The organism is Patulibacter sp., from assembly GCF_030655195.1.
In the GTDB taxonomy this organism is placed as follows: domain Bacteria; phylum Actinomycetota; class Thermoleophilia; order Solirubrobacterales; family Solirubrobacteraceae; genus Patulibacter.
Genome location: NZ_JAURWA010000109.1, coordinates 1 through 11,471, shown reverse-complemented (window position 1 = coordinate 11,471; position 11,471 = coordinate 1). Strand labels below are relative to the sequence as shown.

Sequence of the window (11,471 nt, the reverse complement as noted above, 5' to 3'; positions counted from 1 at the left end):
GACGCCGGGTCGGATCGCCCACCGCGGAGGTGGGCAGGTCGCCTCGGGTTCGGCGCCCGCGGTCCCCGTCAGCCCGCGGCGGCCCAGCGTTCGCCGGCGATGCCACCGCGCCCGTCCGCGCGCAGACCGCGGACGACCACGCCCGCGGCACCCAGGCCGAGCAGGCCCTCCCACCCGTCGTCCAAGGTCAGCGGCTCCCACGTCGCGGTGCCCCACCTCGCGGTCGCGAGCCGGTCGTGGGCGGCGACGCCGCGCTCCCAGCCGGCCACCACCGCGTCGTGGTCGCCGGCGCGCAGGGCCTCGGCGGCGGCGCGCAGGCGGTCGGCGGTGGCCTCCAGCGCGTCGGCCGTGCGGTCGGCGTTCGCGCGGAGGATCTCGGCCCAGAGGCCCGCGGGTGCGGCGGCCACGCGGGTGACGTCGCGCAGCGCACCGCCGGAGAGGACCGCGGCGACCGGCCCGCCCGTCGGCGCGTCGCCCGCGACCTCGGCCACCGCGCCGGCGACCACGTGCGGCGCGTGGCTCGTCGCGGCGAGCGCGCGGTCGTGCTCGTCGGGCGTGCAGACCAGCAGGCGGGCGTCGAGCGCATCGAGGACGGGGGAGACGCGCAGCAGCACGGCGGTGGTGTCGACCGCACCGTCGGGGTCGTCCGCCGGAGGGCAGACCGCCCACGTCGCGCCACGCAGCAGGTCCTCCCGCGCGGCCTCGTGCCCGCTGGACTCGGCGCCGGCGAGGGGATGGGCGGGAAGGAAGCGACCGGCGTCCTCGGGCGCCCGGGTGCGGAGCTCGTCGACCACCGGGGCCTTCACGGACGCGACGTCGACCACGGCGACGTCCGGGTCCGCCGCCAGCGCGGCGGCCACGACGGCGGCCGTGGCGTGGGGCGGGACGCAGACCAGCAGGACGTCGACGGCGCGCGCGGCGTCCTCGGGGGTCCGGTCGCACGGGACGCCGAGGGCGTCGCACCACGCGCGGGCGGCCTCGTCGCGGTCGCACCCGCGCACCACGAGCCCGGCGGCGCGCAGCCCGAGGAGGGCGGAGCCCCCGATCAGCCCCAGGCCGACGACGCCGACCCGCGGTGCCGCGCCGGACGGCCGACCGTCGGCCCGGCGTGCCGACGCCCCGGCGACCCCCGGCGTCGCACCGTCGCCCGGTGCTCCGCCGGACACCGGCCCTTCGGCCCCCGCCGCGCTCACCCCTGGTCCGTCCGCGCGAGCATCAGCGAGAGGCGACGCTCCTCGTCGGCCCCGCGGCCCGTGGTGCCCGGACGCTCGGGGCGCGTCGGGTCCTCGGGGTAGGAGCCGAGGAAGCGGACGGCCGCGGAGCGCTCCAGCACGCCGAGCGTCGCGTCGCGCAGCCGGGCGTCGTGCAGGTGCCCCTCGACCTCGACGAAGAAGACGTACTCGCCCAGCAGCTCCTTGGTCGGGCGCGACTTGATCGCCGTCATGTTCACGCCGCGGCCGGAGAACTCCTGCAGCAGCGAGACCAGACTGCCGGCGCGGTCGGAGTCGGGGTAGAGCACGAACGCGGAGCGGTCCCGACCCGACGGTGCGGGGCTGCGGTGGCCCAGGCGCAGGAACCGGGTCGACGCGCGCTCGTCGTCGCGGATGCCGCGCTCCGTGGCCACGAGGCCGAACTGCTCGCCGGCGTCGGGACCGGCCAGGGCCGCCCACCCGGGCCGCGCCTCCTCGGCGACCTCGCGGCAGGCCACCGCGTTCGAGCTGGCCGACCGGGTCTGCAGTCCGCCGGCGCGGATGAAGGTCTGGCACTGCGCCAGGCCGACGGGGTGGGAGACCACGCCGGCCAGCGGCGCGTCGTCGTCCGGCCGGCGCCAGAGGTCGAAGGCGACGGGGATGACGCGCTCCGCGACGATCACGACGTCCTCGTCCGTGGCGATCAGCAGGTCGAGGTTGGCCGCGACCGGTCCGTCGAGGCTGTTCTCGAACGCGATCACGGCCCCGTCGGCGGAGCCGCTCGTGATCGCGGCGATGACCTCCTCGGCGTGGTCCAGGGCGATCAGCCGCTCGCCGTCGGCGGCGAGGTCGAGCGCCGCGCGGTGGGTGAAGGTGCCCTCGGGCCCGAGGAACGCCAGGTCGGCCATCGGGCGAGCCTACCCGGCGTCCCCGCCGGTGCCCGGGCCGGGTCCGTCGCTCCTCCGCGATCCGCGGTCGGGGCCCGGTGGCTAGACTCCGGCACCGCGCGGGCGAGGTGTTGTGGTTGCACAGGAGCCTTCCAAGCTCTTAGGGCGGGTTCGATTCCCGTCGCCCGCTCCTCACGCACGAAGGCCCCGGTCGGTGACCGGGGCCTTCGTCGTCGTCGCAGTCCCTGCTGGGTATCCCGCGCCCGCCCTACTGCTGCGGACGCGGGGGTCTTGGCGGTTCCATCAGGCGGTGGTGCGGGTCGGAACGGTGCGGGCGGTGTGCGTCATCTGGTGGCTCCTCGGTGGTCTTCGTCCTGCGGTGTCATCCATAGAACCACCGGTTCCTTGGCACGACCGCGCCGTGACCTTCCGTGTGCCTAAGGGTTCACGGGTGCCTTCCTAAGCGACACGTCCCGTCTCATCTCGAGGCGCCGATGTCCCGGCCCGCCGGCGCCGACCGGACGGCCCCGCCGACGGCACCCCACCGACCGGCGCCGCCGTCCCCGGCCGGACGATCCGTGCCCCGCCCGGCCGACCTGTCCCGCCCCGTTTCGCTAGGCTCCCGCGTCCTCGGGGAGTGGCGCAGTCTGGTAGCGCACCCGGCTGGGGGCCGGGCGGTCGCAGGTTCAAATCCTGTCTCCCCGACTAGAGCATCACCGAGGATCGAGGGGCCCGCGAGAGCGGGCCTCTCGTGCGTCCGGGAGTGCGCGTCCCGCTCGTTCCCGCCGGCCGGAGGATCGCGTCCGACAGACTCCGGGGCATGTCCCGCATCTTCGTCACCGGCTCCGCCGACGGTCTCGGGCGGTCCGCCGCCGACGCGCTCCTGCAGGAGCGCCACGACGTGGTCGTGCACGTCCGCTCGCCCGGGCGCGCCGACGCGGTGGCCGACCTCGTGGACCGCGGGGCCTCGGTCGTCGTGGGCGACCTCGCCGATCCGGAGGCGACGCGGGACGTCGCCGACCAGGTCAACGGTCTGGGCCGCATGGACGCCGTGATCCACAACGCCGGCGTCCACACCGGGCCGGCCATCCTCCGGGTCAACGTCGTCGCGCCGTACGTCCTCACCGCGCTGATCGATCGGCCCGACCGCCTGGTGTACCTGAGCAGCAACGACCACTTCGGCGGCCGCGCGGCGGTGCTGCGGGACGTCGACTGGGGCGACCCGGCCGGCCGCTACGCCGACAGCAAGCTCCTCGTCACCGCCCTGTCGGCCGCACTGGCCCGCCGGTGGTCCGACACGACGGTCAGTGCCGTGGACCCCGGCTGGGTGCCGACGCGGATGGGCGGGGCGGGCGCCCCCGACGACCTCGTCGAGGGCCACCGCACCCAGACGTGGCTGGCGGTCGCGGACGACGCGGAGGCCCGGACCTCGGGCGGCTACTGGTTCCACCGCGAGCGCCAGGATCCGCACGAGGCCGTCACCGACGAGCGGTTCCAGGACGAGCTGGTCGAGAGCCTCGAGCGCCACACGGGCCTGGCGCTGGACTGACCGGGCCGGTCCCGCGGTCGGCCGATCGCCCGGCCCGGGTGCCGTCCCGGCCGGGGACGGAGATCCCGACCGCGCCGGCCGCTCCGGCGCCTAGGCCGCCACCGCCCCGTCGGCCCCGCGCACCGCCGGCAGCAGGACCTCCGTGCACCACTGCCGGAACGTCGTCGGGCTCGAGGTCTCCGGGGTCCGCGCGACCCCGGCGTCGAGGCCCTCGTCCTTCGCGCGCATCATCTCGACCATGCCCGTCGCGAAGGCCTCGCCGGCGCCGAAGCCCCGCATCGAGGCGGCCAGGTCGTCGAGCGACCGGCGCTCGTACCGGACGGGAGTGCCGAGGACGTCGGACACGGTCGCGGCGAGCTCCTCCTGCGACAGGTCCTCAGGGCCAAGGACCGGCACCTCGCCGACGCCGGTCCACGACCGGTCGAGCAGGAGCGTGGCGGCGGCCGCGGCGATGTCGCGCGTCGCGGCGGTCGGCGCCCTGCGGTCGGGGATCGCCGTGTCGGTGAAGACGCCGGCGTCGCGGATCGACGCGACCTGCCGGAGCAGGTTGTCCATGAACGACGGGTTGGCCAGCGCGCGGTAGGCGGCGCCCGACCCGGCGAGGACGTCGTCCATGCGCAGCGACGCGGTGACGAAGCCGGCGCTGTCGGCCACGGCGGTGCCGCGGCCGAGCGCGGACACGCCGACGACGTGGCCGACGCCGTGGGCGCGCAGGGCGTCCACCGCCGGGCGGGTGAAGCCGGCGAACGCGGACTCGAGGTCCGGGGTGGACGGGTCGGGCGGGACGCACCAGAAGACGGCGTCGGCGCCGGAGAACGCCCGGTCGAGGACGTCGGCGTCGCCGTGGGAGCCGACGACGACGTCGACCCGCTCCCGGACGTCGCCGGGCAGGCGGGCGGGGTCGCGGACGACGACGCGCAGCGCCTCGCCGTGGTCCGGGGCGCGGTCGAGGAGCAGCCGGAGCAGCTGCCCGCCGATGTCGCCGGTGGGGGTGGTGAGCACGATCATGGGATCCATCGTGCGCCTCGGAGGCCCGCAACTCCAATACCTCTGGAAGGGGCGTTGATACCCTGCGGGTATGGATCTGGACCTCCGCAAGCTCCGCTACTTCGTCGCGGTCGCGGAGGAGCGCCACTTCGGCCGGGCAGCCGAGCGGCTCTTCATCGCCCAGCCCGTGCTGAGCCGGCAGGTCCGGGCGCTGGAGCGGGAGCTCGGCTGCACGCTGCTGGAGCGGACGACCCGCAGCGTCGCCCTGACCCCCGCCGGCGAGCAGCTGCTGGCGGAGTCGCGCGACCTCCTCGGCGGCGTCGACGCGGCCGTGCGGCGGGTCCTGGAGAAGGACCGGGGCGTCGAGCGGCTCGTCGTCGCGTTCTCGCCCGGGCTGCACGTCGCCGACGCGGTGCGGTCGTTCGCCGCGTCGCACCCCGACGTCGAGATCGAGCTCCTGCGCCTGGAGTGGTTCGAGCAGGACGCGCCGCTCCGCGACGGCCGGGCCGACGTCGGCCTCCTGCGCCGGCCGTTCGACGACGCGGGGCTGCGGACGGAGCCGATCGGGAGCGAGGAGAAGGTCGCGTGCCTGCCGGCCTCGCACCCGCTGGCCCGTCGCACGTCGATCGCGGTGGCCGACCTGGAGGGCGAGACGATCTTCGACGGGCGCGTGCGACGGGCGTCGTCGCTCGAGGAGAAGTTCGAGCTGATCGCCAGCGGCGAGGGCATCGCACTGGTGCCCCTCAGCGTCGCGCGGTCCTACACGCGCCCCGACCTCGTGCTCGTCCCCGTGAGGGACCTCGCCCGGGTCGAGACCTGCCTGGCGGTCGCGAAGGGCCGTCGCGAGCGTCGGGTGGTCGACTTCCTGCGGCTGGCCACCGAGATCCTGCGCGAGCCGCCGGTGCGGCTGGCGGCGGTCGCCGGCTGAGGGCGGGGCCACGACGCGTGTGCGGTCCCGACATCGGACCGCGCGTTCCGCCCCGACACCAGGTGTACGGAGTGCTCAACGGATGTTGTCCGCGAGCCCCGCGGCGGGCCCTACGCTCGCGCCCGTCAATCCGATCCCCTGGAGCCTCATGCCCGATCGATCAGCCCGCCCATCGGCGCGCCCACGTCCCCGCACCCGCCTGCGCTCGGCGGTCCTCGCCGTCTCCGCCGCCGCGGTGTCCCTGGCCGCCGCCGGACCGGCGTCCGCCTACGACGCGAGCGTCACCCGCACGACCGGCGGCATCCCGCACATCAAGGCCGGCACGCTCGGCGACGGCGGCTTCGGCGTCGGCTACGCGGCCGCGCAGGACAACATCTGCACGCTCGCCGACGTCTACCTGACGACGAGCGGCGAGCGGTCGAAGTTCCTCGGCGCCGGCACGAACAACGCCAACGTGCAGTCCGACTGGTTCTGGGCGTCGGTCATCGACGACCGCCAGATCGAGAAGCAGCTCGACCGCGCCTACCCCGACGGCCCGTCCAAGGACGCCCGGGCGCTCGCCCGGGGCTACGCCGCGGGCTACAACCGCTACCTCGCCGAGCAGGGCGGCACCGACGGTCTCGGCGACCCGCGCTGCAAGGGCGCGGCGTGGGTCCGCCCGATCTCCGAGATCGACGTCTGGCGCCTGGCCAACAACCTGGGCATGCGGGCCAGCTCCAACCAGTACATCGCGGCGCTCGCCGGAGCCGTCCCGCCGGCCACGCCGACCACGACCCGCAGCCGCGCCGCGTCGACCGACGCCCCGCCGCTGACGGCCGACGAGATCGCCGAGAACCTGCAGGGCACGATGTTCGACCCGAAGGCGGAGCCGACCCTCGGCTCCAACGCCATCGGCCTGGGCAAGGACGCCACGGAGGGCCGCGACGGCCTGGTGCTGGGCAACCCGCACTTCCCGTGGGCGGGCAACGAGCGCTTCTGGGAGTTCCACCTGCAGGTGCCCGGTGACGTCGACGTGGTCGGCGCCAGCCTGATGGGCTCGCCGGTGGTCAACATCGGCCACAACCGCCACGTCGCCTGGTCGCACACCGTGTCCACCGGCCGGCGCTTCACGCTGCAGCAGCTGAAGCTCGCCTCGGGCACCCCGACGAGCTACGTCGTCGACGGTCGCACGATCCCGATGCGCAAGCAGACCGTCGCGGTGCAGGTCAAGGGTGCGGACGGCAGCCTGACCACGCAGAGCCACGACTGGTGGTTCACCCGCTTCGGCCGCGTCACGACGTTCCCGCAGCTCGGCCTGACCGCCGGCGCGGCCTCGTGGAACACCACGACCGCCTACGCGTTCAACGACGCCAACGCGGACAACCTGCGGCTCTTCGACCAGTGGCTGGCGATGAACCGCGCCCGCTCGGCCGACGACATCATCACGGCGCAGAAGGAGATCCAGGGCATCCCCTGGGTCAACACGATCGGCGCCGACGACCGCGGCAACTCGTTCTACACCGACCTGTCGGTGACGCCGAACGTCACCAACGCGACGATCGGGTCCACCTGCGTGCCGGGCCAGCTCGGCGCCGCGGCCCGCCAGAACCGCCTCTACCTGCTCGACGGATCGCGCAGCGAGTGCACCCCGGGAACCGACGACGACGCGGTCCGCCCCGGCATCTTCGGCGGCAAGAACCTGCCGGTGCTGAAGAACACGACGTCGGTGCAGAACTCCAACGACTCGCACTGGCTGACCAACCCCGCGTCGAAGCTCGAGGGCTTCTCGCAGATCATCGGTCTCGAGCGCACCGAGCAGGGCCTGCGCACCCGGCTGGGCCTCGACATCATCGCCAAGGGCACGGCGGGCGGCGCGCGCTTCTCGCGTGCCTCGCTCGAGAGCGCCTGGACCGCCAACCGCAACCTCGGCGCCGAGCTGACGCTGCCGGTGCTGCGGCAGCTCTGCCGCGACAACGCCGCCACCCCGGTCGCCACGGGCGTCGCCGGCCAGCCGGCGGTCGACATCTCGGAGGCCTGCCCGGTCCTCGACGCGTTCGACGCCACCGGAAATCGCGACTCGAAGGGCGGGTGGCTGTTCGCCCGCTGGTTCGCGATGGCCCCGAACACCAACTCGAGCATCTTCTGGACCGTGCCGTTCGACGTGAACAACCCGGCGACGACGCCCAACACGCTGAACCCGAACGCGCCCGCCACCCAGACGACGCCGTCGACGCTCCAGGCCCTGGCCCGTGCGGTCGCCGAGCTGCGCACCCGGGGCGTCGCCCTGAACGCGACGTGGGGCGACGTCCAGCACGCCACCCGCGGTACGGAGCGCATCCCGATCTCGGGCTGCAACACCGGCTGCTACCCCGTGACCTCGGTCTCGACGGCCGCCGCGACGTACGGTGAGGTCCAGAGTGGATCGAGCTTCGTGATGTTCGCCGAGGTCGACCCGGTCGAGGGCCCGAAGGCCCGGGCGCTCCTCAGCTACTCGCAGTCCGAGGACCCGACGTCCCCGTACTTCGCGGACCAGACGCGGCGCTTCTCGAACCTGCAGTTCATCGACGTGCCCTACCGCGCGGAGGACGTCACGGCGCAGCAGCTCGCGGCGCCGAAGACAGTCGCGGACGACACCCCGCCCGACGGTCAGGGTCCCGCGGGCCAGGACGGTGCCACGGGCCCGGCCGGTCCCGCAGGCCCGGTCGGTCCGGCGGGTCCGTCGGGCGTCCCCGGCGTCCCGGGTCCGACGGGCCCCGCCGGCCCGACCGGCGAGCAGGGCCCTTCGGGTCCGAACGGTCCGCGAGGCGCCAAGGGACCGACCGGGTCGCGTGGCCCCGCGGGCTTCAGCTCCCGCGTCCGCTCCGTCGCCCGGACGGCCTCGGGCAGGCGCATCGTCCGCATCCGCGTGACGAGCGGTCGCAAGGTCGCCCGCGGCCGCAAGGTCACCATCCGCGTCGGCGGTCGCCGGTACACGGCGAGGACCAACGCGTCGGGCGTCGCCCGGTTCGTGGTCGGCCCGCGCGGCAGCATCCGGATCTCGACGGTCCGGTAGGACGACCGTCCGACCGGACCCGGGGTCGCCGCACGGCGGCCCCGGTGCCGGGCTCGGTCAGCCCCGCGCCGCCGCGACCCGCGCCCGCACGGTGCGGGGCCGGTGGGTCGCGTCGCCGCCGAAGCGGGCGGTCACGGTCAGCGCCCGCGAGGCCGTCGCCCGGGGCAGCGACACGACGGCCACGCTCGTCCGCGAGCGGCGCACCGCGACGGTCCGGGTGATCGGCCGGGCGCCGCGGCGCGCGACCCGCAGGACGACGCGGCCGGCCGCGCGGTCGGCGAGCCGGACGGTCACGCGCACGGCGCGCGCCCCGGACCGACGCACCCGCAGGGTCACCCGGGAGGCACGACGCGCCGCCGGTGTGCCGGAGGCGGGTGCCGCGGTCCCGCCCGCCGGGGCGGCGGGGCAGGACGCCGTGACGTAGCAGCGCAGCGGGGGCTCGGCCGTGACCTGCGGGGCCTGGAGGACCTGCTGGGCGACCACGGCGGCCAGGCGGGCGAACTCCGCGGGGAACGTCGCGGCGTCGACCCCGGGCGCCAGCGTCCGCGCGCAGACGGCGGCGCGGTCGATGCGGCCGGGGTCGGCCGGTCCGGGGTGCGTGATCGCGTCGACGACCAGCGCGTGGCCGACGGGGTCGGAGGTCCCCAGGGTCAGGTGGTCGGCGACGTGCAGCGGGCAGACGTCCTGCACCAGCACGTTGCTGCGCCGGCCCTCACCGGTGCGCAGGGCCGAGGAGCCCGTGGTCGCGTCCTGGTTGGGCACGACGACCTCGTCCAGGGCGGTGAAGACGCTGGTGTAGTCGACGCCCGCGACGGTCTCGGCGCGCGAGTTCAGCGCCGCGACGAACGCCGCCGTGTCGCGCTGCTGCCAGAACGCCGGTGCGCACTGCAGGGCGCAGAGCGCGGGGGCCAGGGTGGTGCCGTGGTTGCTCGGCGCGAGGCCGACGAGATCGTCGACCATCGGCCGCACGTCGGGCCAGAACCGCAGCGCCCAGCGGCCGATCATGCCGCCCTGGCTGTGGCCGACGACGTCGACCTTCCGGCCGCTGCGCCGGTGCATCGTGCGGATCGCGTCGACCACGTACTCGCCGGCGGTCTGGATGTCGCCCATCGCGTTGCCCGGCAGCTCCACCGTGCAGGTCGCACGCCCCATCGCGGGCAGCGAGCGCGCGTAGTTCCACCCGAAGTCGATCTCCGGCGTCAGCGTCGTGCCGGGGACCAGGAGGACCGGGTCCTCCGTGGCGCCCGCGACGCCGGGGCTGCAGACGAGGCTCCGGTCGAGGTCGGCGCGCGGGACGGCGAGGGTCGGTCCCGGGGCGTCGAGCGGCGCGTAGGTCGTGGCGGCCGGCGCCGCGGCCGGGGCGAGGAGCACCGCGGCGGCGACGGAGAGCAGGACTGCGACGCGGGCGCGGACGCCGGTCGTCTCGAAGGGGTGTGGCACGCGGCCTCCTGGTGCTGTGCGGGCGGGCCGTGATCGACCGCCCCGGGACCGCGGGCGACCGTACCACGGGGCGGACCGCCGACAGGACGGGTGGTCCGGACACGCGGTGCGGGCCCCGGCCAGGGCCTCAGAACACGATCGACATCGGCAGGCCCGTCGCGTCCTCCTCCGTGGTCCCGTCGGGGCGGGCGCCCAGGCGCTCGGCCGCGCCGCGGCGCACGCGGAGCGCGGACCAGAGGGCGGCGTAGGCGTCGAGCGCGTCGTCGAGGACCGCGTCGCGCGCGGGCGCATCGAAGGCCGCGAGCCGCTCGGCGACGTCGGCGAGGTCGGACGTCGCCCGGAGCGCCTCGAGCCGGCGCACGGCGCCCGCCACGCTGCGCTTCGCCGGCAGCTCGGCCCCGACGAGCGCGGCGAACGCGACCTCGGGGTGGCACTCGTGGACGCGGCCGCGGGCGCCCGCGTCACCGCGGAGGTACCCGTCGGCCTCGCGGATGCGGGGGAGGAGCGCGAAGGCCTGGGCGCTGACGCCGCGGCTGCCGGGGCGCTCGGCGATCATCCGGCGCGCGTCGGGGTAGTCCGCGGCGTCGAGCAGGAACCGCGCGGGCGGCTCGAAGACCGACGACCGTCGGGCCCCGAGCCGCTCCCGGGCGGCGAGGTCGCACGCGCGAAGCTCCTGGTCCTCCGGCAGGCCGATCGGGACGTCGACGCAGACCGGGGCGTCCGTCGTCCCGAGCCCGACGACGGCCGCCAGGGTGGGGACGAGGCGGAGCTCGGTCCGTCGCACGACGTCCCCGTCCCCGAGGGCCACGGCGACGAGCCAGCCGCCGCGCGCGCCGTCCGCGCCGACCGCGATCGCGGACCCCGCCGCGCCGGCGTCGTCGGAGGGCGCGCTGGAGCCGGCGGACACGTCGGCGACCGTAGCGGACGGCCCGCGCGGCGCCCCGTCGTGCGTCAGAGTGGCGCGATGAGCTCCCGTGCGTGGTGGGCCGGGGCCGCCCCGACGGCCCTGGTGCTCGCCCTCGTCCTGGTCCCGGCGGTCGCCTTCGCGGTGGTGGTCGAGGACGCCTCCGGCCCGCTCGGCTTCGTCGCCCTGCTGCTGCTGGGCGCCGCGCTGCTGCACGGCGTCCGCGGGCGGTCGCTGCCGGGGACGCCCGCCCAGAACCTCGGGCGGGTCGTCGTGGTCGCCGCGGCCGTCCTGGCGCTCCTCGTCGTGCTCGGCGTCGCCTTCATCACGTGGCTCCTCTCGGGCCTGTGCGGCAGCGAGTGCGACGGGCGACCCTGGCGGGAGGACGGGCTCCTCGTCGTCCTGGCGTTCGTCGCCGCGGCCGTCGCGGTCGTGGCCGGCGGCGCGTGGCTCTGGGCGCGGATCGGTCGTGCGCGGACCGCCGGGGCACGGACCGCGCGCCCGCTCACCGCCCTGCCGGCGGCGGCCGTCGGGCTCGTCGCCCTCGCCTCCGCG

General features: G+C 76.0%; 8 protein-coding genes, 2 tRNA genes and 1 pseudogene. 6 read left to right on the top strand and 5 right to left on the bottom strand.

Translation table 11 applies throughout. The features are described 5' to 3' along the window. Positions 1-68 precede the first annotated feature (68 nt). Positions 69-1,166 (bottom strand): prephenate dehydrogenase/arogenate dehydrogenase family protein, encoded by a 1,098-nt coding sequence (locus Q7T67_RS11655; RefSeq protein ID WP_304789335.1) that lies wholly within the window; start codon positions 1,164-1,166, stop codon positions 69-71. A 23-nt stretch (positions 1,167-1,189) separates the two neighbouring features. Beyond that, a complete protein-coding gene (pheA, locus tag Q7T67_RS11650) occupies positions 1,190-2,098 on the bottom strand; it encodes a prephenate dehydratase (RefSeq protein WP_304789332.1) in 909 nt (302 codons plus the stop codon). Between the two features lie 98 nt (positions 2,099-2,196). Here pheA and Q7T67_RS11645 point away from each other — a divergent pair. The 3 genes from Q7T67_RS11645 (at position 2,197) to Q7T67_RS11635 (ending at position 3,626) form a co-directional block, all read left to right on the top strand. Next, positions 2,197-2,267, top strand: a tRNA-Gly gene (locus Q7T67_RS11645). A gap of 441 nt (positions 2,268-2,708) precedes the next feature. After that, positions 2,709-2,782, top strand: a tRNA-Pro gene (locus tag Q7T67_RS11640). Between the two features lie 115 nt (positions 2,783-2,897). Continuing rightward, a complete protein-coding gene (locus Q7T67_RS11635) occupies positions 2,898-3,626 on the top strand; it encodes an SDR family NAD(P)-dependent oxidoreductase (RefSeq protein WP_304789329.1) in 729 nt (242 codons plus the stop codon). A 90-nt stretch (positions 3,627-3,716) separates the two neighbouring features. Here the strand turns inward: Q7T67_RS11635 and Q7T67_RS11630 are convergent, their stop codons facing one another. Further along, on the bottom strand, positions 3,717-4,634 hold the full coding sequence (locus Q7T67_RS11630) for an NAD(P)H-binding protein (protein ID WP_304789326.1): 918 nt from the start codon (positions 4,632-4,634) through the stop codon (positions 3,717-3,719). Between the two features lie 70 nt (positions 4,635-4,704). Here Q7T67_RS11630 and Q7T67_RS11625 point away from each other — a divergent pair, with 70 nt between their 5' ends. Together Q7T67_RS11625 and Q7T67_RS11620 are read left to right on the top strand one after the other, a co-directional pair. After that, positions 4,705-5,541, top strand: a complete 837-nt coding sequence (locus Q7T67_RS11625; protein WP_304789323.1) for a LysR family transcriptional regulator — start codon at positions 4,705-4,707, stop codon at positions 5,539-5,541. A gap of 148 nt (positions 5,542-5,689) precedes the next feature. Beyond that, positions 5,690-8,572 carry a penicillin acylase family protein gene (locus tag Q7T67_RS11620; RefSeq protein WP_304789320.1) on the top strand — a complete coding sequence of 961 codons (2,883 nt, stop codon included), beginning with the start codon at positions 5,690-5,692 and terminating at the stop codon, positions 8,570-8,572. 57 nt (positions 8,573-8,629) lie between these two features. On the opposite strand, the gene Q7T67_RS11615 is transcribed toward Q7T67_RS11620, so the two are convergent. Further along, positions 8,630-10,012, bottom strand: a complete 1,383-nt coding sequence (locus tag Q7T67_RS11615; protein WP_304789317.1) for an alpha/beta fold hydrolase — start codon at positions 10,010-10,012, stop codon at positions 8,630-8,632. 127 nt (positions 10,013-10,139) lie between these two features. After that, on the bottom strand, positions 10,140-10,919 hold the full coding sequence (locus tag Q7T67_RS11610) for a DUF429 domain-containing protein (protein WP_304789314.1): 780 nt from the start codon (positions 10,917-10,919) through the stop codon (positions 10,140-10,142). Between the two features lie 57 nt (positions 10,920-10,976). On the opposite strand from Q7T67_RS11610, the pseudogene Q7T67_RS11605 reads away from it, so the two are divergent. Then, positions 10,977-11,471: pseudogene (locus Q7T67_RS11605) on the top strand (hypothetical protein); the annotation flags it as partial.

What these genes read in the sequence shown, in the direction of transcription:
- pheA (WP_304789332.1), bottom strand. Translation starts at nt 2,098, where the DNA reads ATGGCCGACCTGGCGTTCCTCGGGCCCGAGGGCACCTTCACCCACCGC.
- Q7T67_RS11635 (WP_304789329.1), top strand. Translation starts at nt 2,898, where the DNA reads ATGTCCCGCATCTTCGTCACCGGCTCCGCCGACGGTCTCGGGCGGTCC.
- Q7T67_RS11630 (WP_304789326.1), bottom strand. Translation starts at nt 4,634, where the DNA reads ATGATCGTGCTCACCACCCCCACCGGCGACATCGGCGGGCAGCTGCTC.
- Q7T67_RS11625 (WP_304789323.1), top strand. Translation starts at nt 4,705, where the DNA reads ATGGATCTGGACCTCCGCAAGCTCCGCTACTTCGTCGCGGTCGCGGAG.
- Q7T67_RS11620 (WP_304789320.1), top strand. Translation starts at nt 5,690, where the DNA reads ATGCCCGATCGATCAGCCCGCCCATCGGCGCGCCCACGTCCCCGCACC.